General features: G+C 64.1%; 23 protein-coding genes. 15 read left to right on the top strand and 8 right to left on the bottom strand.

Annotation, left to right across the window (positions count from 1 at the left end; translation table 11 throughout):
- Window positions 1-167: 167 nt before the first annotated feature.
- Genes ABMD26_RS14325 through ABMD26_RS14315 form a run of 3 tightly spaced genes read left to right on the top strand, consistent with a single transcriptional unit; the run spans window position 168 to window position 2,250 of the window.
- The gene (locus tag ABMD26_RS14325; protein ID WP_043192613.1) at window positions 168-809 is read left to right on the top strand and encodes an amino acid ABC transporter permease; all 642 of its coding nucleotides are present in this window, start codon (window positions 168-170) and stop codon (window positions 807-809) included.
- Between the two features lie 12 nt (window positions 810-821).
- Window positions 822-1,484: an amino acid ABC transporter permease gene (locus ABMD26_RS14320; RefSeq protein WP_056843985.1), complete on the top strand. Its 663-nt coding sequence runs from the start codon at window positions 822-824 to the stop codon at window positions 1,482-1,484.
- The gene (locus tag ABMD26_RS14315) at window positions 1,477-2,250 is read left to right on the top strand and encodes an amino acid ABC transporter ATP-binding protein (RefSeq protein WP_134723809.1); all 774 of its coding nucleotides are present in this window, start codon (window positions 1,477-1,479) and stop codon (window positions 2,248-2,250) included. Before ABMD26_RS14320 ends, ABMD26_RS14315 begins: the two co-directional genes overlap by 8 nt.
- Before the next feature lie 12 nt (window positions 2,251-2,262).
- Here the strand turns inward: ABMD26_RS14315 and ABMD26_RS14310 are convergent, their stop codons facing one another.
- A complete protein-coding gene (locus ABMD26_RS14310; RefSeq protein WP_134723810.1) occupies window positions 2,263-2,790 on the bottom strand; it encodes a glyoxalase superfamily protein in 528 nt (175 codons plus the stop codon).
- Between the two features lie 492 nt (window positions 2,791-3,282).
- On the opposite strand from ABMD26_RS14310, the gene ABMD26_RS14305 reads away from it, so the two are divergent.
- Genes ABMD26_RS14305 through cysC form a run of 6 tightly spaced genes read left to right on the top strand, consistent with a single transcriptional unit; the run spans window position 3,283 to window position 9,070 of the window.
- A complete protein-coding gene (locus ABMD26_RS14305; protein WP_134723811.1) occupies window positions 3,283-3,960 on the top strand; it encodes a class I SAM-dependent DNA methyltransferase in 678 nt (225 codons plus the stop codon).
- Complete coding sequence (locus ABMD26_RS14300; protein WP_354310352.1) at window positions 3,957-4,898, top strand: isopenicillin N synthase family dioxygenase; 942 nt, start codon at window positions 3,957-3,959, stop codon at window positions 4,896-4,898. Before ABMD26_RS14305 ends, ABMD26_RS14300 begins: the two co-directional genes overlap by 4 nt.
- 19 nt (window positions 4,899-4,917) lie before the next feature.
- The gene (locus ABMD26_RS14295) at window positions 4,918-6,246 is read left to right on the top strand and encodes an NAD(P)-dependent oxidoreductase (protein WP_320523176.1); all 1,329 of its coding nucleotides are present in this window, start codon (window positions 4,918-4,920) and stop codon (window positions 6,244-6,246) included.
- Window positions 6,243-7,346 (top strand): mandelate racemase/muconate lactonizing enzyme family protein, encoded by a 1,104-nt coding sequence (locus ABMD26_RS14290; protein WP_134723814.1) that lies wholly within the window; start codon window positions 6,243-6,245, stop codon window positions 7,344-7,346. The genes ABMD26_RS14295 and ABMD26_RS14290 overlap by 4 nt, the downstream gene beginning before the upstream one ends.
- Window positions 7,339-8,493, top strand: a complete 1,155-nt coding sequence (locus tag ABMD26_RS14285; protein ID WP_354310349.1) for an aromatic ring-hydroxylating oxygenase subunit alpha — start codon at window positions 7,339-7,341, stop codon at window positions 8,491-8,493. The genes ABMD26_RS14290 and ABMD26_RS14285 overlap by 8 nt, the downstream gene beginning before the upstream one ends.
- Window positions 8,486-9,070, top strand: a complete 585-nt coding sequence (cysC, locus tag ABMD26_RS14280) for an adenylyl-sulfate kinase (protein ID WP_354310347.1) — start codon at window positions 8,486-8,488, stop codon at window positions 9,068-9,070. The genes ABMD26_RS14285 and cysC overlap by 8 nt, the downstream gene beginning before the upstream one ends.
- A 3-nt stretch (window positions 9,071-9,073) precedes the next feature.
- Here cysC and ABMD26_RS14275 read toward each other — a convergent pair whose 3' ends face one another.
- Window positions 9,074-10,012, bottom strand: coding sequence for a LysR substrate-binding domain-containing protein (locus tag ABMD26_RS14275; protein WP_354310345.1), 939 nt, complete (start codon window positions 10,010-10,012; stop codon window positions 9,074-9,076).
- Window positions 10,013-10,074: 62 nt separating this feature from the next.
- Between ABMD26_RS14275 and ABMD26_RS14270 the strand changes: the two genes are divergently transcribed.
- The 6 genes from ABMD26_RS14270 (at window position 10,075) to dxs (ending at window position 19,326) form a co-directional block, all read left to right on the top strand.
- Complete coding sequence (locus ABMD26_RS14270; protein WP_354310343.1) at window positions 10,075-11,022, top strand: DMT family transporter; 948 nt, start codon at window positions 10,075-10,077, stop codon at window positions 11,020-11,022.
- Window positions 11,023-11,036: 14 nt separating this feature from the next.
- A complete protein-coding gene (locus tag ABMD26_RS14265) occupies window positions 11,037-15,116 on the top strand; it encodes an SDR family oxidoreductase (protein ID WP_167649372.1) in 4,080 nt (1,359 codons plus the stop codon).
- Between the two features lie 8 nt (window positions 15,117-15,124).
- Window positions 15,125-16,150, top strand: a complete 1,026-nt coding sequence (locus tag ABMD26_RS14260) for an NAD(P)-dependent alcohol dehydrogenase (protein ID WP_167649373.1) — start codon at window positions 15,125-15,127, stop codon at window positions 16,148-16,150.
- 80 nt (window positions 16,151-16,230) lie between these two features.
- The gene (locus tag ABMD26_RS14255; RefSeq protein ID WP_090360636.1) at window positions 16,231-16,473 is read left to right on the top strand and encodes an exodeoxyribonuclease VII small subunit; all 243 of its coding nucleotides are present in this window, start codon (window positions 16,231-16,233) and stop codon (window positions 16,471-16,473) included.
- Window positions 16,470-17,357: a (2E,6E)-farnesyl diphosphate synthase gene (gene ispA / locus ABMD26_RS14250; RefSeq protein ID WP_134723820.1), complete on the top strand. Its 888-nt coding sequence runs from the start codon at window positions 16,470-16,472 to the stop codon at window positions 17,355-17,357. The genes ABMD26_RS14255 and ispA overlap by 4 nt, the downstream gene beginning before the upstream one ends.
- Window positions 17,358-17,427: 70 nt before the next feature.
- Window positions 17,428-19,326, top strand: coding sequence for a 1-deoxy-D-xylulose-5-phosphate synthase (gene dxs / locus ABMD26_RS14245; RefSeq protein ID WP_354310340.1), 1,899 nt, complete (start codon window positions 17,428-17,430; stop codon window positions 19,324-19,326).
- A 45-nt stretch (window positions 19,327-19,371) separates the two neighbouring features.
- Here the strand turns inward: dxs and ribA are convergent, their stop codons facing one another.
- The 6 genes from ribA to ribH all read right to left on the bottom strand — a co-directional run bounded on the left by ribA (window position 19,372) and on the right by ribH (window position 23,359).
- Window positions 19,372-20,013, bottom strand: a complete 642-nt coding sequence (ribA, locus tag ABMD26_RS14240) for a GTP cyclohydrolase II (RefSeq protein WP_134723822.1) — start codon at window positions 20,011-20,013, stop codon at window positions 19,372-19,374.
- Window positions 20,014-20,115: 102 nt separating this feature from the next.
- Window positions 20,116-20,859 (bottom strand): substrate-binding periplasmic protein, encoded by a 744-nt coding sequence (locus ABMD26_RS14235; RefSeq protein WP_122742697.1) that lies wholly within the window; start codon window positions 20,857-20,859, stop codon window positions 20,116-20,118.
- A gap of 37 nt (window positions 20,860-20,896) precedes the next feature.
- Window positions 20,897-21,406 carry a phosphatidylglycerophosphatase A family protein gene (locus tag ABMD26_RS14230; protein ID WP_049860803.1) on the bottom strand — a complete coding sequence of 170 codons (510 nt, stop codon included), beginning with the start codon at window positions 21,404-21,406 and terminating at the stop codon, window positions 20,897-20,899.
- On the bottom strand, window positions 21,403-22,368 hold the full coding sequence (gene thiL, locus ABMD26_RS14225; RefSeq protein ID WP_122742730.1) for a thiamine-phosphate kinase: 966 nt from the start codon (window positions 22,366-22,368) through the stop codon (window positions 21,403-21,405). The genes ABMD26_RS14230 and thiL overlap by 4 nt, the downstream gene beginning before the upstream one ends.
- Before the next feature lie 17 nt (window positions 22,369-22,385).
- Window positions 22,386-22,886, bottom strand: a complete 501-nt coding sequence (nusB, locus tag ABMD26_RS14220; protein ID WP_049860802.1) for a transcription antitermination factor NusB — start codon at window positions 22,884-22,886, stop codon at window positions 22,386-22,388.
- Window positions 22,883-23,359 (bottom strand): 6,7-dimethyl-8-ribityllumazine synthase, encoded by a 477-nt coding sequence (gene ribH / locus ABMD26_RS14215; RefSeq protein ID WP_049860801.1) that lies wholly within the window; start codon window positions 23,357-23,359, stop codon window positions 22,883-22,885. The genes nusB and ribH overlap by 4 nt, the downstream gene beginning before the upstream one ends.
- Between the last annotated feature and the right edge of the window lie 49 nt (window positions 23,360-23,408).

Raw genomic sequence — 23,408 nt, 5'->3', positions numbered from 1 at the left:
TGAATGATCGGGTTGTGTCAGTGCGGGCCTCTTCGCGGGTAGAACCCGCTCCCACACGGATGGGTGATGAGCGGTGTAGCCCTGTGGGAGCGGGGCGGGCGGCGAGCCATCTGCCCGCGAAGAGGCCAAGACATACAACACAAAAACCCCAGCCAAGGATGCCTGCCATGAACACACAAGCCTGGCTACTCTTGCTCGAAGGTGCCTGGACCACCCTGTGGCTGTGCGGCATCGCCATCGGCATCGGTGTCGTCCTGGGTCTGGTCATCGCCCTGATCCGCTTGGCCAAGGTCCCGTTCGTCGAACAACTGCTGGTGCTCTATATCAGCCTGGCCAGGGCCACACCGCTGGTGACCCTGGTACTGTTTCTGTTCCTCTCGGCGCCGGTGTTCGGCATCAACATGAACCGCAACACGGCCGCCATCGTCGCCATGACCCTGAACACCGCCGCATTCAATGCGGAAATCTGGCGTGCCGCCTTCCTCAGTTTCTCCCGCGACCAGCGCGAGGCCGCGCTGGCCTGCGGCATGACCGGTGGGGTGTTCTTTCGCCGCATCATGTTGCCGCAAATGATCACCACCAGCCTGCCCGGCCTGGTCAACGAGATGTCGTTTCTGATCAAGGGCAGTCCGGCCGTGGCCGTGATCGGCATCGTCGACCTGACCCGTGTCACCAACCGCATCTCGGCGGTGACCTACGATCCGCTGCCGCCCATCCTCGCCGCCGCCGTGCTGTACATGCTGATCATCGGCGTACTGCTCAAGCTGCAAGGGCTGGCGGAACGAAAAGCCAATCGGCTGGCCATGTGAGGAATTATCGACATGACTGAATGGACCATTCTGTGGGAGGCACGGGCACTGTTCCTCGATGGCCTGCTGGCCACTCTGGGGCTGTTCGCGCTATCGATTATCTGCGCCTTCGTACTGGGCTGCGCCTGGGTGTTCCTGCTCGAGGAGCGCAACCGGCTGTCCATAGTCGTGCGCGGTTGGATCAACCTGATGCGCACCCTGCCGTTCCTGATTCTCGCCTACCTGCTGTATTACGGCTTGCCGGAACTGGGTCTGCGCATGAGCGCCTGGACCGCCGGCCTGCTGGCCCTGGTGATCTACCACGCAGCGTATTTCGCCGAGATCCTGCGCGGCAGCCGCCTGGTATTGCCCGAAGGTTACATCGAAGCCGCCAAGGCGCACGGTTTCACCCCGCTGCGTCTGTACCTGCGCATCACCCTGCCGCAACTGCTGATCAAGACCCGTCCCTTGCTGGGCAACCAGTTGATCATTGCGCTGAAGGACACCGCCTTTCTGACCATCATCACTGTGCAGGAACTCACTGCCGCCGCCAACTCGGTGCAGTCCACCTATTTCATCCCGACCCAGGCGTTCGTGGTGGTGATCGTGATGTATTGGCTGATCAGCATCTGCCTGGAGCTGGCGCTCAAGCGCGCCGGCCGTTTCGGCGCCAGAAGAGGATTCGACCATGTCTGAACCCAGCATCGCCATCCCGGCGGTCAGTATCCGCAAGCTGTCCAAGAGTTTCGACGGCGTCGAGGTGTTGCGCGACATCGATCTGGTGGTGAACAAGGGCGAAGTGGTCAGCGTGCTGGGCTCCTCGGGCTCCGGCAAGTCGACCATGCTGCGCTGCATCAATTGGCTGGAGGAGCCGGATCGGGGCAGCATCCACATCGCTGGCCAGCGCATCGGCATCAATGAGCAGACGCGCCGCAAGATGACCAGCAAGGAGCTGGCCACGCTGCGCGCCCGTACCGGCATGGTGTTTCAGGGCTTTAACCTGTGGCCGCACCTGAACGTGATCCAGAACGTCATGGAGTCACCGATCTACGTCAAGCGCATGCCCAAGGATCAGGCGCGTGCGATCGCCGTGGAGCTGCTGGAGAAGGTTGGCCTGGCCGACAAGCACGAGGCCTACCCTTTCACCCTTTCCGGCGGTCAGAAGCAACGGGTGGCCATTGCCCGAGCGCTGGCCATGAGCCCGGAGGTAATCCTGTTCGACGAGCCCACCTCGGCGCTGGACCCCGAGCGGGTCGGCGAGGTGTTGCAGGTGATGAAGAACCTGTCCAGCGAGGGCTACACCATGATCGTGGTCACCCACGAAATGGAGTTCGCCCGCGCCGTGTCCGATCAAGTGGTGTTTCTGGACAAGGGCCGGATCATCGAAAAAGCCCCACCGGCGAAGTTCTTCAGCAACCCTGATACCGAACGGGTGCGCAGGTTTCTCGAAATCACGGCCTAGATCAGGCCGCTGTCACCCTTCGCAGAAGCGAATCCGGTTGCCGAACGGGTCATACACTTCCAATACCCTTCCCCACCCCTGATCGACGATCTGCGGGCGCCCATAGCCATAACGCTTGGCCAGCAGTTCGTCGCGCAACGCTTCCACACCCTGCATCGGCACGAACACGGTCGAGCCAGGCGAGCTATCGCCATGATGCTCGGATAGATGCAGGTGCAGACTCCCTCGTGCCACGCCCAGGTACAAAGGCAAATCAGCTTCGAAACGGTGCTCGAACTCGACCTCGAAGCCCAGAAAGTCCAGGTAGAACTCGCGGGCCTTGGCTTCGTCGAAAATTCGCAGGATGGGGATGGCCCGGTCGAAGCCGATCATTGCAGAAGCGGTGGGCGCCAGGCTGGCTGACGCGGTGTTCCAGTCCTTGTGCCCCAGTTGCCGGGCCACCATCTCCAAGGCGCTGGAATGGGACACTTCATGACCCTGCGCCTGCAGCCCGACGCGCAACGTCTTGGCCATCTGCTTGGCTTGCTCGATTGAAAACATGACAACTCCCGAGTCGATGCATGCTGGTGCTCGCGTTGCCAGACCTCGACGATCAAGAGAGGTATGAGGGCGGTACTCGAAGATGCTTTCACCTTTCCTTGCGGAGCGAGCGGCAGGCAGCATGGGCCGTCGCAGAGCCTAGCGCAAAAAAGGACGGTGGTCATCCCGAAAAGTGCCGTGAATTCTGCTCTGTGAGCCACGATTAAATTGACGGCATGCCCGGCGAAAAAATCATGCATCGACCATTCGCGAGCGCGCGCGATGACGGACCGTAAAGGAATTTACAGCCCTAGCATGGCGTGCTTTCGGGGTCCAGAGGCAGGCGCTGGACACCGACACAGGTACAACCGCCGGCAACCCCGCGAGGCCCCGCTGCGGCCGTAAATTTTCTTTCAAACCGGCGTCACTCCAGCTCGATTGACCCTGTCCGGCGGCGCTGCTAACTCTTACGACAGCTACCCCGCCCAACAGTTTTCCTTCGAGACTCAAACCATGGATGAAGCCACCACCCTCACCCCTTCGGACCTTGCGCCGCGGACCTCGAGCACTCGCTCGATCGCTGAGGCGCTGTCGCACCACAGCACGGATACTCTCAAGCACTATTACGATCACTGGGCGCGTCATTACGATGCCGATGTGGAAGCCGAGGCCTATTGCGGCCCGACCATGATCGTTGATCTGCTCGATGCCGTGGCGCAGCTCACAGGTGTGCGCCATGACAGTCACATTTTCGATGCCTGCTGCGGTACCGGTCTGGTCGGGCGAACCCTGCATGCACGCGGTTATCGCCTGATCAGCGGCTGCGACCTGTCCAAGATCATGATCGACAAGGCCGAAGCCAGCCAGGTGTACAAGACGTTGTACCCCAACACAGACCTGACCCAGCCACTGCCGGATGATCTGCCCCGCAACTTCGACGCGGTGGTGTGCTGCGGCGCCTTCATTCCCACTCATTTGCCGGCCACTGCACTGCGCAACCTGATCGCCATGACTCGACCCGGTGGTGTGGTGGTGGTGAGCATTCGCGAGGCCTACTACACCACGGACGGCTTCGAGGCTTTGCTGCAGACGCTGGTGCACGAGCAGGGGCTGAGCGTGCTGCAAACCAAACTGTCGGCCAGCTACCTGCAAAACGCACGGGCGCACTACCTGGCGTTGCAGGTCGCATGAACCGGGTCAATGGCACGCCGGTGCTTCCGGTCATTTCCCTCGCGCAACTGATCGCACGCAAACCGGAGGCGCTTGCGCAGTTGCACGACGCGTGTGTGCATGACGGTTTTTTCTATCTGGTGGAGCATGATCTTTCAGACGAGCTGATCAAGCGATACCTGAGCGCTGCTCAGGCCTTTTTCGCCCTGCCCGAGTCGGTCAAACAGCGCTTCGGCCACCATCGGCAGCTCGGCTACCCGCGCACTGCGCGCGGTTACGTCGCAGCCTACGGCGAAACCCTGCACCCCGACGCGGGCCCGGACAACAAGCAGCACCTGGACTGGGGCATCGATCGGTGCGGTGGCGCCCCCTTCAGCGGCCCCAGCGTACTGCCCGACAAGCATGTCGCCCCGGACCTCAACGCCAGCGCCTACGCTTTGCAGGACGAGGTCATGGAACACCTGTTCCCGAACCTGCGCCGTGCGATCGCCACCGCTCTGGCGCTACCGCCGCACGCCTTCGACGCGCATTTTCGCCGACCGACGCTGATCCAGCGCGCCTCCTATTACCCGGCCAACTCGGGAACGGCCGGCAAGCACACCGACAACGGCTTTCTCACCGTACTGATCCAGCAACCCCTGCCGCAGCCTTCGCTACGCGTCCATACCCGCGGTGAGTGGCGCGACGTGCCGTGCCTGGAAGGCGCCGTGCTGGTCAATCTGGGTGATCTGCTGCAACGCTGGACCAATGGACGTCTGGTCAGTACTGCTCATCAAGTCCTGCATCGCCAGCCCGACGCGCGGGTGTCCCTGGCCTTTTTCATCTATCCGGACATCGACGCGAGCATCTCGCCCATCGGCGGCGGGCAGAGCTTCTCCACCGCCGACGTGATGCTGGATAACTTCGACTCGATCTGGGTACGCAAACAGGGCGCTGGAAGGGCCCGCCAACTGGTTTGAACACACAAGGAATCGTTCGATGACCCTTTCTATCGGCTTTATCGGGGCAGGCAACATGGGCCGCCCGTTCATTCGTGCACTGCTGGAAACCGGATTCCGCGTCACCGTCCATGACCATGACCCGGGCTGCGAACGCTGGGTTCGCGGCCAGGGCGCGCAGTGGGCAGGCACGCCCGCCGCTGCGGCGCAGGACATCGACGTGTTGATCACCTGCCTGCCGCTGCCCGAGCATGTGCGCGAAACCATGATCGGCCGCGACGGCGCCCTTGCGGCCCCCGTCGACGACGCCAGGGACGTGGTATGGATCGACACCTCGACCACCGACTACCACAACACCCTGGACATCGCCCGAGTGGCCGCGCTGCGCGGCGTCATGAGCCTGGAAGCCCCTGTGAGCAACCTCTCGCACATGGGCGTGGACTTCAACAACGTCTGCTTCTATGTCGGCGGCGAAAAAAAGGCCTACGACAAAGTCCGTGGAGTTCTGGACGCGATGGGCCAATACAGCTTCCACGTCGGCGCCATCGGTCAGGGCCAGTCGGTCAAGCTGCTGACCAACCTGCTGTTCTATTGCGCGACACTGGCGTGGGGCGAGTTGCTGCTGGTGGCACAGAACCAGGGCCTGGACCTGCGCTGGCTGTGGAATGTAGCGAAGACGTCGCGGGCCAACTGCTTCGTTGTCGACCAGGTCACGCCGATGCTGCTCGATGGCAGCTACGACCATTCCTGTACCCTGGAAATCACCGTCAAGGACATGGCCCTGACGGTGGCCCTGGCCGATGAGCTCGGCGTTGACCTGCCACTGGGTCGGCTGACCGAGGCGCGCTATCGCCAGGCCGGGGGTCTTTATCCGGCCCGTGCCAACCACCTCAAGGTGGTGGCCATGATGGAAGCAGAGAACCAGCGTCGCCTGCTGATCGAAGGCTTCACAGCGCCCTCCCCCTACGGCGCCGACCGCAACTATCGCCATCCCGATACCTTCGACGTCGACGCCCGCGGGCGCCGCAAGCCCAGTCTGCCGGAGCGCTTCGGCTATCCGCTCAGCCATCCCGCGTGCGGCCGCTATGCCCAGTGCCTGCTGGAAGTCATGGCCTGGACCAACCACGCCATCCTGCAGGAAGCGTTGCAACTGGGACGCGCCATGGGCCTGGAGCCCTCTTTGCTCGATCAGGTGGTCAGCCGCAGTTGCGGCGCCAGCTGGGTGGATGACCATCGCGACCGCTATGTGCCTCATGGAGCGGTGCTACAGGATCTGCCAAGGCTGATGGAATCGCTGCATCTGCCCATCCTGCGCGCCTTGGACCTCGACGCCGTGGTCGCCTGCCAACCTGTGAGGCAGGCCTCATGAAAATCAGCCGCCTGCGTATCTACCAAGTGGACCTGCCGCTGGACAAACCCTACTCGCTGTCCGGCGGGCGCCTGCACTACAGCGCGCTGGACAGCACCATCGTGGTGATTGAGACCGACCAGGGCTTGTCCGGGATCGGCGAAAGCTGCCCGTGGGGCGCGTCCTACCTGCCCGCCTTCGCGCTCGGCGTGCGCGCCGGACTGGCCGAACTGGCGCCCCATCTGCTGGGCTGCAACCCGCTGAACCTGAATGCGATCAACCAGGTCATGGACCTGGCACTGCCGGGCCACCCCTACGTCAAGACCGCCGTGGACATGGCCTGCTGGGACCTTCTGGGACACTACTGCAACCTGCCGGTACACGCGCTGCTCGGCGGACGCCTGAACACCGAGCTGACCTTGCAAAGCAGCATCCCCACATCGACGCCACGGCAGATGGTCGCCGACATGCACCTGGCCCATGCCGAAGGCTACCGAACCCATTCGTGCAAGGTCGGCTCGGGCGTGACGGCCGACCTGTCGCGGATCCAGGGTTTGTTGGCCGAACGGATGCGCGGCGACCACCTGACCTTCGACGCCAATCGCGCCTGGCTGCCCGCTCAGGCCGTGGCGGTGATGAACGCCGTCAGGGACTACGAGGTGCATTTCGAGCAGCCGTGCGAGACGCTGGAGCAGTGCCAGCATGTGCGCAACCTGACGCGCCAGCCGTTGATCCTGGACGAGTGCATCCACGGTGCCGCCGACCTGTACCGCGCCTGCTCCCTGAATACCGCCCAGGTCATCGGCTTGAAGATCGCCCGGGTCGGCGGCCTGACCAAGGCCCGGCATCTGCGCGACTACTGCATCCAGCAAGGTATCCAGATGAACATCGAAGACGTCGGCGGCAGCCAGATCGCCGACACTGCGGCCATGCACCTGGCCATGGCCACCCCCCACCAATACCTGCGCGCTAGCTGGAATGCCTGCCGCCATCACAGCATCGTCACGGCGCAGGGCGGCGTGAACGTGAACCGCGGCATCGCGCACCTGGATGACAGTCCGGGGTTGGGCCTGACCCTGTGCCTGGACGCCCTGGGCGATGCGGTGGCTGTCCATGAATGAATATGTCGCAGAACACCTCTGTACGAGCCTCGACGTCGGCGCTTTTCATCCCGATGCGGAGCACGCCTACAACCTCCCCGGTGCTTTCTATTTCGACGCCGCACGTTACGGTCAGGAACTGCAAGCCATCTTCCATCGCACCTGGCAGTACGCCTGCCATGTTTCCGCGCTGGCGGTCGAAGGCAGCTATATCGTCTGCGACATCGGCCAGCAGAGCGTACTGGTGCTGCATTGCCAGGACGGCCAACTCAGGGCGTTCCACAACGTCTGCCAGCACCGCGCCCATCGTCTGCTCGAAGGCTGCGGGCAACTGCGTGGCGCAATCACCTGCCCCTACCATGCCTGGCGCTACGATCACGCAGGCAGCTTGCTGAGCGCTCGGCACAGCTGCGACGTGGCGGGATTCGAACCTGGACGTGCCCGCCTGGCCAGCGTCCGCCTGGAGGTGATGTGCGGGCTGGTCTTCGTCAATCTGGACCCCGACGCCGCACCATTGGCCACCCAGCTCGCCGGGCTCGAAGCGCAACTGCGCAGCTTCTCGCCTGCGCCGGAGTCGCTCTACCACAGCTACAGCCATACTTATGCGCTGCAAGCGAACTGGAAAGTCTCGGTGGAAAACTATTCAGAGTGCTATCACTGCCCCGGCTGCCACCCCAGCCTGTCGCAACAGACACTGGATCTGAGCAGTTACCGTATCGACCTGCATCCGGGTTTCCATGCCCACCTGAGCGCCGACCAGGGTGAACGACAAGGCTATGCAACCAACCCCGGCGCGCCGCGCACGGGCGAGTTCGGTGCCTGGTACGTATGGCCGAACCTGTGCATCGAAGTCTATCCCGGCGGCTACATGAACCTGTTGCACCACGTACCCACAGGCCCGCAGCGCTGTGAGCAGCGCGTGCAATGGTTCACCCAAGGCCCGCACCCCGATCCCCAAGAGCAGGCCGTGATCGATTTCGTCGCGGTGGTCCGTGAAGAAGATCTGCCCTTGTGCGAGAGTGTCCAGAAAGGTCTGCACAGTCTGGGCTACTCAGGGGGGCGGTTGATGGTGGATGCACCGCGCAGCGGTTTCAGCGAACATGCCGTACACGACATCCAGAAAAGGGTGCTGGCAGCACTTGCCGATCCTGGAGCACGCGATGCTTAGATCCCCCCACGGTACCTTTCGCTTGCCAAACCGGCGCCTGGTCAGCACGCGCCCTACGGTACTGTGGCTGACCGGCATCCCCGCCGCCGGCAAGACCACCATCGCCCAGGCCACGCACGCGGAACTCAAGGCACTGGGCTACGCGTGTGTGGTACTCGATGGCGACGAGCTGCGGCGCGGGCTCTGCCAAGACCTTGGCTTGAGCGACAGCGATCGCCTGGAACACGTGCGTCGAACCGCTGAGGTCGCCCGCCTGTTCTGCACCCAGGGCAGTATCGTCCTGGCCTCGTTGATCTCGCCACGCCTTGTCCACCGCGCGCTGGCGCAACGGATCATCGGCAGCGATGCCTTCGTCGAAGTCTTCGTCGACACACCTTTGGCGCTCGCCGAAGCGCGTGATCCCAAGGGGCTGTATCGCCAGGCACGCAGCGGCGCCTTGAGCGGCCTCACCGGTCTCGATGCCGTCTACGAAGCGCCCCTGGCAGCACCGGTCAGGCTCACCACCGCCAACATGAGCTGCGCGAGCTGCGTGCAGTCGCTGCTCGCCTGCCTGTCCCTGCGCGATGCGGTGATGTGACCCTTAGGCCGGCACGGGTTCCACACTGGGCCTGGACTCCAGCAAAAGCTGTTGCAGCCACTGCACCAAAAGGCTGGCTGCCGGCGAGAGCGGATTGGCATGCCACTTGTAGACACCCAAGGCGTCGGGCATGGTCAGGCGTTCGTCGAACAGGCGTACCAGCCTGCCGTCCTCGAGCATCTGCCGTGTGGTCATCTGCCAGCCCAGCGCCACGCCGTGACCCTCCAGCGCCGCCTGCATCATGACCGGAAAGCTGTTGAAGCCCATGCCTTTGCGGCCAACCCGAAACGGCGCGCCGACATGTTCCAGCCACTGGTCCCAGCCCACGAAGTCCTGTCTGCTGGGCTCGTAGTGCAGCAGACGGCAGTTGGGCAGCTCCTCCAGGGTCAAGCGTCTGCAGATGCGGTCGTAGTAGGCCGGGCTGCACACCGGGAACACCTGGTCGGGTGCGCTGAACAGCAGAACGTGATCGGCACTGGCCCGGCCCAGGGTCTGGACCGCCACATCGAAGCGTTCGCGCTCGTCACCGATAGCGGCCAATGTGGAATGCAGGCGTAATTCGATCTGCGGATGCTTCTGATGAAAGCCCGCCAGCGCCGGCATGAACAGGTAGAACGCCTCGACCAATTGCGACGACAGCACCACGACCCGTGCCGACGACTGATGCTGACGCAGCTCTTCGGTACGTTGGGCAATATCCCGCAAGGCGGCGGCAACCGTCTGGCGATAGCTTTCACCCGCGTCGGTAAGGAAAACGCCACGGCTCTTGCGATCGAACAACTGCACACCCAGGTTCTCTTCGAGAGAACGAATCTGGCGGCTGATGGCCGTCTGGGTAAGGTGCAACTCGTCCGCCGCACGGGAAAAACTCTGTAGCCTGGCGGCTGCCTCGAACGGGATGAGACTTGAAAGTGGCGGTAATTTACGCCGGAGGTTTTCCATAACCTAAAGTTGCCCTGGCCGAATAAATGGTCGTTACAGACCATGTCACCTTTTAGGGCATCATGCAAAGACTCACCGCCTGGACTCACCACGGCATGGAACAGCGACGGCTCCTCCACGACACACGCGCAGGCGCGGGGCTGATCACCGGTTCGGTATTCCTGGTCGCGACATCCGATGCCTTGATCAAGCTGGGCAGCGCCCAGTTCACGGTATGGCAGCTGTACGTCGTTCGTTCCGCGATCGCCATTGCCCTGCTCCTGTTGTGGTTGGGCCTTTCGCAGCGCAGCGGCGCGTGGCATCACCTGACCTGGGATCGCTGGACATTGCTTCGCAGTGCGGCCCTCTCCCTGATGTGGATCGCCTTCTACGCTGCACTGCCGCACGTGAGCCTGAGCCTGGCCGCACTGGCGCTTTACACCGCGCCGCTGTTCATTGCGCTGTTGTCGGCGTGGGTGCTGCGCGAACCGGTAAGCCCACGGCGCTGGATGGCCATCGTCTTGGGTTTCCTGGGCGTGCTGCTGATCCTGCGCCCGACGGCTGCCGACTTTTCCGTCATGACGTTGTTACCGGTGCTGGCAGCCTTGCTCTACGCCGTGGCTGCAGTGGTGACGCGCACCCGCTGCCATGACCGCGGTGCACTGTCGCTAGCGCTCAGTCTCAACCTGTGCCTGTGCCTGGTCGGCGCAGTGGTGTTGCTGGGCCATCGACTACTGGGCCCCTCACCGGAGCCGTCGCACGATGGCTTCCTGACCCCGCACTGGGCGCCGATGGGAACGGCGCAATGGGGGCTGATGAGCGTGCTCGCGGTACTGATGGTGCTGATGAGCGTGGGCGTTGCCAAGGCCTACCAGATAGGCCAGAGCACGGTTGTGGGCACGTTCGATTACAGCTATCTGCTGTTTGCGATGTTCTGGGGCTTTGCCCTGTTCGATGAAGTCCCCGACACCACCATGATCGTGGGCATGGGCCTGATTGCCGCATCCGGGGTATGGGTGCTGCGTGGTTGACCAAGGAGCTGGACATGTTGATGCGACCGCTGCGAGTGATCATCTGGGCCGTGTCCCGGAGTCGCTCTACCGCACTCGAACGCTGTGTGATGGAACACCCCGCCGTGCACGTCCTGCATGAACGCCTGAGCGAACCGTTCCTGATGCAGCATTGGCCCGAAAAGTATCGCAGCGTACTCGACACCCGCCGCAAGACCGGCACCCGAGACCTTGTGCCCACCTATGGTCAGGCTCTGCAAGCGCTGGCCCAGGCGCCATTGCCCGACGGGAAGTCGGTGCTGTTGAGCAAGGAAATCGCCTGGTTCTGCGATTTCGCCCAGATCAGCGACGACTGGCTGCAGCAGTTCAAGCACGTGTTTCTGGTCCGCGAGCCGGAGGCGGTCATGCGCTCCCTGTATCGCGTCGGCACTCACGGCGAGGACACATGGTTCGATCCCGACGAGTCGGGATTCGAGGAGCTGCTGGCGCTGTACTGGCGTGTCCACCGAGTGTGTCCGGCCCAGAGCCTGCTGGCCCTGGAAAGCGATTCGGACTTGATGCACGACAGCGCGAGCGGATTGAGCACCCTGTGCGACTTCATGGGCGTACCGTTCAATCCGACCATGCTGCACTGGGAAGCCAGAACGGTACCGGCCTGGCAGTTTTTCAAGGGCTGGCACGAAGAGGCGCAGCGCTCGACCGGCTTCGCAGCGGTGCACCATCCTGAGCAAACCTACCCGGCTGTGGTCAGGGAATGCGCCGACAGCGCCCAGCCGACCTATCGCTTCTTCGCCCTGCTGGCCGGCCTGCAGCGACCCGGCAGCACCGCCGGAATGCTTCGCAGCCTGCACCGCGCGCCTTCGGCGCACCTGGATATCGTTCTGCTGCACAGCAGCAGCGAGGACCTCAGCCATCTGCTCTGGAGCATGGCCCAACTCCCCAACGTGAGCTGCCATGCCCTCGACACCTCGGCATCCACCTGGACACAGAACCGGCAGCCGTCCGAGCTGCATGAGCTGGTCGGCCAGCCGCTGCTGCTGGCCTGCACAGAAGCGAGCGCCACGGCGCAGCGGCCGTCCATCGACAAGCTGATGGCGCAGTCGTGCGTGATCGGCCTGTTGACCGAAACCGGCTTTCATATGCTGGATGCGCAGGGCCGAACCGGACCCTCGTCGTTGACAGCTCCCCAGGCCTGCACCCTGCAACTGCAACGCCTGCGCGAACGCAGTCTGGATGACTGGGGCACCTTCAACCATTACAACCGAAGCGCGGCGGACGTACCCGACTGGCTGGACACCTTCAGCGCCAGCGTGACCGCCGAGCCGGATCACATCGCCGTCAGCGATGGGCGCGACAGCCTGACCCTGCAGCAACTGCATGACCAGGCGCAGCGGCTGGCGCGGGTCCTGCAGGCGCGCCTGGCGCCTGATGCCTGGGCAGTGTTGTTCAAGCGCAAGAACATCCACACCGCCGTCGCCATGACCGCCTGCGCCCTGGCTGGACGCCGATATCTCGAGATACCCGCCTGGTACAGCGCTCAGCACTGCCAGCAGTTGCTGGAGCGCCTGGGTGAGTGCCTGGTGCTGTGCGACGCCGATGGCGCACGACAGCTGGAAGCTGCACAACCCTACTTGCTGGAAAGCCAGTTCGCCCGCCAGGTACCTGCCGACTGTCCGCCGTGGGCACGCACTCGCCCGGCCATCGCCTATGGCCTGCTGACCTCGGGCACCAGCGGTCCGGCCAAGGTGGCGCTGATGTCACCGTCGGCCATGCTCGACTCCCTGCACCTGTGGCAGAACTATCTGCAGCCGGGGCAGCGAGTGGGCTTCAACGCCTGGCTGACCAGCTACCTGTATTACCCGCTGCTGAGCCGGTGCACCACCGTGATCATCGCCGATGAGGTGGTACTGGACCCGATCCGCCTGATGGACTTCATCGTCGACAACCAGCTGCAACAGATCATGATCACTCCATCGTTGTTGCAGGGGCTGGTGCGCGAAGAGATTCGCTTCGTCGCCTGCTGTGCGGGTCTGCGGCTCCTCTGGAGCAGCGGCGAGAAGCTGTCGGCAGCCTTGCGCTCACAGGTGCAGGCGCTGCTGCCTGACTGCCACCTGCTCGACCTGTACGGTTCCAACGAAGCCGGCGACGTTGCGCTCAAGCACGACGATGGCACCCTGCAATTGATCAGAGGCGTCCAAGCGCAGGTGCTGGATCGGGAAGGGCAAGCGGTCCCCCTCCGCGTTGCAGGCCAACTGCACCTGCGCACACCAGGGTTGTTCAGTGGCTACCTCGGGCAAGCCGACACTGCCGCGGTGAACGGCAGGCTGTTCGACAGCGGCGACCGGGTGATCTGCCTGGGCAACGGTCGCCTGCAACTGCTCGGGCGCGACAGCGCTCATCTGAAGATACGCGGCTACAAGGTGCATCCGGAAAACGTCGAGCAGGTCCTGAACAACCACCCGCTGGTGGCCCAGAGCTACATCGGCAGTCGTCACGAGGGTGCCGCCCGCCAATTGCTGGCCTACGTCGTCCCCGCCGACCCCGCGCAGTTGCCCACGGCCACGGCCCTGCGCGCCTGGGCGGCTCTCAATCTGCCGTTCTTCGCCGTGCCCAGCGCCTACTATGCAGTGGCCAGCCTGGATGCTGGCCGCAATCAGAAGCGTGAGCGGTTGAGCGCAGCGCACCTGGATCAGGCTGTACCACTGCCTGAGGATCAGGTAACGCTGACCGCCACCCAGGCACAGGTATCAACGGTGTGGCGCATGGTTCTGGGCGACGACATTCCGGCCTTGCACGAAGACGATGATTTCTTTGACCGCGGCGGCAGCCTGCAGCTGAGCGAATTGCTGCTCGAGCTCAACAACCGCTTCGATGTGCAGCTCTCCCTCTCCGCCCTGCTCAGGGACACGCGACTGCAGGGCATGGCGTTGGCCATCGATCGCGCCCAGGCCGGGTTGCCTGCGGTATCGATCCTGCGCGAAGTCGCTGTGGAGGCAGCGCGTTACCCATTCAGCCCCGGGCCGCAGCGCGGTGAAGACCTTATCCACGCCTACCGAGCCAAACCGCGCAAACGCATCCTGCTGACCGGCGCCACGGGGTTTTTCGGTGCGTTCATCCTGGCCACCCTGGCCCGTCAGCCCGAGGTCGAGCACGTGATCTGCCTGGTCCGTGCCACAGACCTGGCAGAAGCACGCCGACGTTGCCTGGACAGCCTGCACCGCCATGGTCTGGTCCCCCCTGGCGTGCCCCTGGACTGGCTGAGCAAACTGCAGATGGAGTGTGGCGACCTGACCACCGCGCACCTGGGGCTTGCTGCGGACACCTATCGGCACCTGACCGAAACCGTCGATTGCGTGGTCCACGCCGGCGCCGAAGTCAACTGGGTCAAGCCCTACGCCAACCTGGTGCCGTGCAACGTCGAAGGCACCGCTCAGATCGTGCAACTGGCCCTCGACGGCGCGATGCCACTGCTGCTGGTGTCCACCCTCGCCGGCGGTGGCAGCGCGCGGACCGGCTACGAGGAAAGCAAGCAAGTCGCCGAAGCCATGGCACTCAACGCCGCTCGTGAACATGGCTTGCCCGTCACCATAGCCCGTTGCGGCGACCTCGCCGCGCCCCTCGAGGTTGCGCACAGCGTTGTCAACGACAGCGACTATGTGTGCCTGCTACTGGGCACCTGTATGTTGCTCGGATGCTGGCCGGACCTCGAGGGCAGTGTCAATCTGACCCCTGTCGACGTCGCCGCACAGGTCATGACGCAACTCGCGATCCAGGTACCCGCCAGCGCAACGAGCCGAGCCTCGAACCTGTGCCATCCACACGGTGCCCTGGACTGGCGAACCTTGTGTGGCTGGGTGGCCGACAACCTCGAACCGGGCAGCTTCGTCCCGCTATCCCTGGACCGCTGGCGACGATGCCTGGACCACGATACCCGCCAGCATCCGACCATTGCCAAGACGCGCCTGATCCTGTCGATGATCCTTGACGATCTGCTCGCCACGCCGCCGCGCAACGATCTGGAGTTTCCCCGTACCTCGGCGATTCGCCTGAACCCACAGTGGGCCGCCCGCTTGACGCGGCAGCTGCTACGTACCCTCGAGCAGGCCCGCTCATGAGCGGGCGCATGGTCACCGCCTGGGCCGCCGCTCAGCGCAAGCGCGAACTGATGACGCTCAGCTACCGCAGCCCGCCCCTGAGGCCGATGGACGTGGAAATCCAGGTCACGCATTGCGGTCTGTGCAGCAGCGACCTGCACCTGATCGATGGCCACTGGGGTGATGCCAGCGTCTACCCACAGGTGTGCGGCCATGAAGTGATCGGTCGCATCAGTGCAGTGGGTGAAAACGTCGCCGGTCTGCGCCTGGGCCAACGGGTCGGCGTCGGTTGGTACCGCAGCGCCTGCCTGGCCTGTGAGTTCTGCCTGCGTGGCCAAGAGCAGCACTGCCCTTGCCTGATCGCCACCTGTACCCATGGTGAACACGGCGGGCTGGCCGACTACATGCACTGCGACAGCCGCTTCGTCTTCCCCATTCCCAGCGCGCTGAGCAGCGAGCACGCCGCACCTCTGCTGTGCGCCGGCGTCACCGTGCACACGGCGCTCAAGCGCGCCACCGAGCCCAACATGGTGGTCGGCATCGTCGGTATCGGTGGCCTGGGCCACCTCGCCGTCCAGTTCGCGGCCAAGCGCGGCTGTCACGTCACGGCGCTGTCGAGCAGCCCGCACAAGGAACGCGATGCCCTGACCCTGGGCGCCAAACGCTTCGTCGACCTCAGCGAACCCGTGGAGTGCAAGCGAGTGCGCAACGCCCTGGACTACATCCTGGTGACCAGTTCGGTCGCCTGCGACTGGCCAACCATCATCGACATGCTGCGGCCCTGCGGAACGCTGTGTTTCGCCGGCATGCCACCACCGGTGACCTTCGATATCGCCTCCATGATGTACAAGACCTTGAGCATCACCACCGCCAATGTCGGCGGACGACGGGACATCCTGGACACCCTGGACTTCGCCGCAGCGCGCGGGGTGCGGCCCTGGGTGCAGTCCTGGCCACTGGAAGACGTCAACCAGGCCATACGGCAGTTGCGAAAAGGACGCGTGCACTATCGCGCCGTGATGCATGTCGGCAAGGAGCACGGCCCGGCACAGTAGCCACGGCGCTCCCATTTGCCCCGCAGCCGCCCGTCTGCTAACGTCGCCCGGTTTCAATCCTTCTCGCCGAGACCGCTGCCATGGCCCGCAAAAAAGCCTCCCTGGATTTCGAACAATCCCTTGCCGACCTGCAGACGCTGGTCGAACGCCTGGAGAACGGCGAGCTTTCGCTGGAAGACTCGCTCAGCGCTTTCGAGAACGGCATCCGCCTCACCCGCGACTGCCAGAGCGCGCTCGCCCAGGCCGAGCAGAAAGTCCAGGTCCTGCTGGAAAAGGACGGCGAGCTCACCGAAGAACCTTTCGACACGGAACAGCCTGAATGATCGCTGCCTACCAGGCTCTCTGCCAACAACGCGTGGATGGCGCGCTGCAAGGTCTGTTCATCCCTCCGTCGACGGAGCTGACACGGCTTTACCAGGCCATGCGCTACAGCGTCATGAACGGTGGCAAGCGGGTCCGTCCGCTGCTGGCCTATGCCGCCTGCGAAGCCTTGGGTGGCGACGCAAGCCAGGCCAATGGCGCGGCCTGTGCGGTCGAACTGATCCACGCCTACTCGCTGGTGCACGACGACCTGCCGGCCATGGACGACGACGACCTGCGCCGTGGCCAGCCGACCACTCACAAGGCGTTCGACGAAGCCTGCGCGATCCTCGCCGGTGATGGCCTGCAGAGCCTGGCTTTCACTGCCCTGCTCGACCCGAGCCTGAGCCCGCAAAGCGATACCATCCGGCTGAGCATGGTCCAGGTGCTGGCCCAAGCCGCAGGCCCGGCCGGCATGGTCGGCGGCCAGGCCATCGACCTCGGCTCGGTGGGTCTGCAGCTTGATCGGCACGCCCTGGAATTCATGCATCGGCACAAGACCGGCGCCTTGATCGAGGCTAGCGTACGCCTCGGCGCGCTGGCCAGCGCCCGCGCCGAGCCAGCGCAACTTCAAGCGCTGCAAGCCTATGCCCAAGCGGTAGGACTGGCCTTTCAGGTGCAGGACGACATCCTCGACGTCGAAAGCGATACCGCCACCCTGGGCAAGCGCCAAGGTGCCGACATCGCCTTGAACAAACCGACCTACCCGGCCCTGCTCGGTCTGGAAGCCGCCAAGGCCTACGCCCTGGATCTGCGCGACCAAGCCTTGCTTGCGTTGCAGCCTTTCGATGCCGCGGCCGAGCCGCTGCGCGGGCTGGCACGCTACATTGTGACGCGACGCAACTGACGAGCGCGTGCGCAGCCGCCGCCGCATCAGGTAAACTGCTCCATTCTTAAAACTCATAACGATTCGCCTGATGCCCACGACGTTTCAAGACATCCCCCGCGAACGCCCGGCGACGCCTCTGCTCGACCGTGCTGACACTCCTGCCGGCCTGCGCCGTCTGGGCGAAGCCGAGCTCGAAACACTGGCCGACGAACTGCGCCAGGAGCTGCTCTACACGGTCGGTCAGACCGGCGGGCATTTCGGTGCCGGCCTGGGCGTCATCGAGCTGACCATCGCCCTGCACTACGTCTTCGACACGCCCGACGATCGTCTGGTCTGGGACGTCGGCCACCAGGCCTACCCGCACAAGATCCTCACCGGTCGCCGCGAACGCATGGCCAGCCTGCGCCAGAAGGACGGCATCGCCGCCTTTCCGCGACGCAGCGAAAGCGAATACGACACCTTCGGCGTCGGCCATTCCAGCACGTCCATCAGCGCCGCGCTGGGCATGGCCATCGGCGCACGCCTGCAGAACAGCGGGCGCAAGGCCATTGCCGTGATCGGCGATGGCGCCCTGACCGCAGGCATGGCCTTCGAAGCGCTCAACCATGCGCCGGAAGTCAACGCCGACATGCTGGTGATCCTCAACGACAACGACATGTCGATCTCGCGCAATGTCGGTGGCCTGTCCAACTATCTGGCCAAGATTCTCTCCAGCCGCACCTACACCAGCATGCGCGAGGGCAGCAAGAAGGTCCTGTCGCGCCTGCCCGGCGCCTGGGAAATCGCCCGTCGCACCGAGGAATACGCCAAGGGCATGCTGGTTCCCGGGACCCTGTTCGAAGAACTGGGCTGGAACTACATCGGCCCGATCGACGGCCATGACCTGCCGACCCTCGTCGCCACCCTGCGCAACATGCGCGACCTCAAGGGTCCGCAGTTCCTGCACGTGGTCACCAAGAAGGGCAAGGGGTTCGCCCCGGCCGAGGTCGACCCGATCGGCTACCACGCCATCACCAAGCTCGACCCGCTCGACGCGCCGGTCGCCGCTCCCGCCAAGGCCAGCGGGCCGAAATACTCGGGCGTATTCGGGCAATGGCTGTGCGACATGGCGGAAGCCGATCCTCGCTTGGTCGGCATCACCCCGGCCATGAAAGAAGGTTCGGACCTGGTGGCGTTCAGCGAGCGCTTCCCCGAACGGTATTTCGACGTGGCCATTGCCGAGCAGCATGCGGTGACCCTCGCTGCCGGCATGGCCTGTGAAGGCACCAAGCCGGTAGTCGCGATCTATTCCACGTTCCTGCAACGCGGTTACGATCAACTGATCCACGACGTGGCGGTGCAGAACCTCGATGTCCTGTTCGCCATCGACCGAGCCGGCCTGGTGGGCGAAGACGGCCCGACCCACGCCGGCAGCTACGACCTGTCGTACCTGCGCTGCATCCCCGGCATGCTGGTGATGACGCCCAGCGACGAAAACGAGCTGCGCCTGATGCTCAGCACCGGTCACCACTACCCAGGTCCGGCAGCCGTGCGCTACCCACGCGGCAACGGTCCGGGCGCGGCGATCCACCAAGGTCTGGACAGCATCGAGATCGGCAAGGGCGTGGTCCGTCGGCAAGGTCGTGGCGTTGCCATTCTGGTGTTCGGCGTGCAACTGGCCGAAGCACTGAAGGTGGCGCAGAAGCTGGATGCCACCGTCGCCGACATGCGCTTCGTCAAACCGCTGGACGAGCAACTGGTGCGCGAACTGGCTGAGAGTCACGATCTGCTGGTCACGCTGGAAGAAAACGCCATCATGGGCGGTGCCGGTTCGGCGGTCAGCGAGTTCCTGGCCCGCGAAAGCGTGCTCAAGCCGGTGCTGCACCTGGGCTTGCCGGACACCTACGTGGAACACGCAAAGCCGGCGCAGATGCTGGCCGAGTGCGGCCTGGATGCCGCCGGCATCGAAGCCGCCATCACCCTACGCCAGCGCCTGCTGCAGCGCTGACGACGTCGCGATGCTGGGCCGACGTCGTCGGCCCGGCATTGCACACTAAAGCCCTTCGCTACCCTTGCGGATCGTGCCGACGACTTCGCCCTGATGCTCGCTGCCCATCATGTGGCCAAGCTTGCCGGCCTTGGTCGCCAGGTAGTATTTGTTGTGCGGGTTGTGCCCGGTGTGCAGCGGCACTCGCTCGGCAACGTTGATGCCCATGTCGGTCAATGCCTTGACCTTGCGCGGGTTGTTGGTCATCAAGCGCAAGGCTTTGACCCCCAGGTGTTCGAGCATCGGTTCGCACATGCCGTAGTCGCGTTGATCGGCAGCGAAGCCCAGGCGCTCGTTGGCCTCGACCGTATCGGCACCGCCGTCCTGCAGCTCATAGGCGCGGATCTTGTTCAGCAAACCGATACCCCGGCCTTCCTGACGCAGGTACAGCAATACGCCACGGCCTTCCCGGGCAATGGCCTGCAACGCGGCCTCGAGCTGCGATCCGCAGTCACAGCGCTGGCTGAACAGCGCATCCCCCGTCAGACATTCCGAATGCAGGCGTCCCAACACGGGCGCACCGTCAGCCACATCGCCCAGGCTGAGCACGACATGCTCGCGGCCTGTGGCCTCATCGAGAAAACCATGCATGGTGAACAAAGCGAAAGGCGTGGGAAGCTGAGAAGCAGCGACAAAAACGACGGGCACCGGGTGCTCCTGATTCTTGATGAACTTGACAAGGGCAGTATTGTAACAGCAGCTCTGCGGGCCTGCTCAGCGGATGATCGTGGCGCGCTTTACACATGCCGGTCAAGGCGCTGGCTGGGGGGCATCGAATGGATAAGGTTGGCCCCAGCGCTGGTAGATCCCGCGCAGCTGTCCGCCTTGGACCAACTGCTCCATGCGCTGGTCATAGATGGCCAGCAACGCCCGCCCGCGCGCGCTGTCGTTGAAGCCCAGGTACAACGGCAGCTCGGCCACGTGTACGCGCTTGAAACGAGCGGGATCGGCCGCCTCGCGCAGGATGACTTCGATTTCGGTCAGGGCATCGACGTAATAGTCGGCACGGTCGTGTTCGAGCATGGGCAGGATGCCGTTGCGGCGCTGAACCTCGTTGTAGATTTTCACGTTCGGCAGGTATTTCTGAAACTGATAGCCCCGTACCCAGGCCAGGCGATAGCCACCCAGACTGGTGAAATCGACTTGGGGCCTGTCGACCAGGCTCAGGGCGTAGATGTGATCGGTGTCGTAATGCCAACGCGGGTACAGGGCCTGCGTTTCGTTCTGGTACGAACCGACCCAGGCATCGGCCTGGCCCTGCTGCACCAACCCCACCGAGCGGATGTAAGGCGCGGTGTGGATGACCACGGTGATACCCGCCGGCTGGAACACTTCACGCAACACGTCCCAGGCAAGGCCCTTGCCATCGGCGTCGGTGTAGTCCTCCCATGCCTCACTGACCAGATCGATGCGGGCCGGCTGCGGCAATACCCCTGCAATGGCCGCCCCGCACATCAGCACCGCCGCTCCCAGCAACCATCGCCACCGACCCATCCGTTGCGCCCTCACAGCCGATCCACCCGAGGCCGGCTCACACGAAGCTCCAACCCCACACCAGCAACTGCATGGCCAACCAGGCGAATACCCCGGCCAGCACATCGTCGAACATGATACCCACACCTCCATGCACATGCCGGTCTATCCAGCGAATCGGCCACGGCTTGAGAATGTCGAAAAAGCGGAACACCAGAAACCCCACCAGCAACCACACCCAGCCTTCGGGCACCAGCCACAGGGTGATCCACATGCCCACCATCTCGTCCCAGACGATGCCTTCATGGTCGTGCACACGCAAATCGTCGGCGACCTTGCCGCACAGCCAGATGCCGAACAGCATGCTCACGCCCAGCATCAGCCAGTAGCCCCAATCGGGGAGCATCTGCCACAACGGAATGAACGGCACGGCGACCATCGATCCCCAGGTGCCCGGCGCCTTGGGCAAGGTTCCGGAGCCGAAACCGAAGGCCAGGAAATGCCATGGATTACGCCACACCGAAGGGGGCACGAACTCCGCTGGAACCTGGTTGGGATGGTCTGTCACGGTGTCTCCGCAAAATGTTGGTAGCCCCGGATGGTCGGGGTGATGTCCTGGCCGTGATGATCGACCAGCGTGACGCCTTCGCCAACACTCGCTTGGCCGATGACGAAAAACACCTCGCCCTGCGCGCGCAGGGTGGCTTCTTCTTCAGGAGGCAGGGTGAACGCCAGTACATAGTCGTCACCGCCACTCAGGGCTGCCGACCAGGCCCCTTCCAGTCCAAGCAGCGCCTGCAGGGCATTGGACACCGGCAGCCGCTCGCGTTCCACCAGCAGGGCGACTTTCGACGCCCTGGCGATGTGGCCACAGTCGGCCAGCAGGCCATCGGAGATGTCCAGCGCCGCGCTGGCCCTGCCGCGCAACGCCCGGCCCAAGGCGAATTGCGGTAGCGGCGACCAATAGTGGGCCAGCAGAGGACCGGCCACCTCCGGCTCGGCGCGACATTGGTCCAGCACCAATGGCAGGGCGCCTGCGGCGTTGCCCAACCTGCCACCCACGCAGAGCAGATCTCCCGGTCGGGCGCCGCTGCGGGTCAGGGCCTGGCCTTGAGGAATGCTGCCGAAGACCGTCAGGGTCAAACTCAGCGGGCCACGGGTCGTGTCGCCGCCGACCAGGCGCAGGGCGCAGCGTTCGGCCATGGCATCCAGGCCGCTGGCGAACTCTTCCAGCCATTGCGCCGAAACGCTGGGCAAGGTCAGGGCCAGGGTAAAGCCCAGGGGGCTGGCGCCCATGGCGGCCAGGTCGCTGGCCGCAACGGCCAGGGCGCGCTGGCCCAGCAGGAAAGGATCGGCACCGTCGGGAAAATGCACGCCCGCCACCAAGGTGTCGGTGGAAACCGCCATCTGCTCACCCGGCGCCAGTGCCAGCAAGGCGCAGTCGTCGCCGATGCCCAAGGCGACACCCTCGCCGGCCCGCGCACAGGACGCCGCGGCGAAATAGTGTCGGATCAGCTCGAATTCGCCCATGGGCTGCATGTCCGCGATCAGCGCTTGTGCGCTGCTACTTCCGGGCCACGCAGGCTCGGCGCCAGCTTGTCGAGCACGCCGTTGACGAACTTGTGGCCGTCGGTGGAACCGAACACCTTGGCCAGCTCGATGCCTTCGTTGATGACCACGCGGTACGGCACGTCGACACGCTTGAGCAGTTCCCAGGTGGACAGGCGCAGCACGGCGAGCTCGACCGGATCGAGCTCTTCAATGGTAATGTCCAGGCAGGGCGCCAGCGCGCTGTCGATTTCATCGCGGCTGGCCGGCACACCGTGCAGGATTTCGCGGAAGTACGCGCCATCTATGTCGCTGAAGTCGTTATCGACGCGAAACTGCGCTTCGATCTCGTTCAACGAGTGCTTGGCCATGTGCCACTGGTACAGGGCCTGGGTCGCCAACTGGCGGGCTTCGCGACGCTTGGCGCTGCGCGAAGGCTTGCCGGCGTCTGCAGGCTTGGGATCGCGCGGATTGAAGCGATCGCTTTCGTCGTTGATCACTTGGCCTCCAACTGCGCCAGCAGGCTGACCATTTCCAGGGCCGACAGCGCAGCTTCGGCGCCCTTGTTGCCGGCTTTGGTGCCGGAACGCTCGATGGCCTGCTCGATGGTGTCCACGGTCAGTACGCCGAAGGCGACCGGCACGCCGAACTCCATCGACACCTGGGACAGGCCCTTGGTGCATTCACCGGCGACGTATTCGAAGTGCGGCGTACCGCCCCGAATGACGGCGCCCAGGGCGATGATCGCGGCGTATTCGCTTTGCTGGGCAACTTTCTGTGCGACCAGCGGAATCTCGAACGCGCCAGGGGCGCGAATGATGGTGATGTCGCTTTCGCTGACGCCGTGGCGAACCAGGGCATCGATGGCACCGCTCACCAGGCTTTCGACGACGAAGCTGTTGAAGCGGCCAACCACCAGGGCGTAACGACCTTTGGGGGCGATGAAGGTACCTTCGATGGTCTTCAGGGTCATTCGGGTCTGTCTCATCTTAAAGAGCCAGGCCGCCTGCAGGCGGCCTTTG

Origin of the sequence: Pseudomonas sp. PvP001 (assembly GCF_040546375.1) — a bacterium.
GTDB lineage: Bacteria > Pseudomonadota > Gammaproteobacteria > Pseudomonadales > Pseudomonadaceae > Aquipseudomonas > Aquipseudomonas coleopterorum.
The sequence above is the reverse complement of the archived record's forward strand: the minus strand, read 5'-3'. Positions and strand labels throughout refer to the sequence as shown.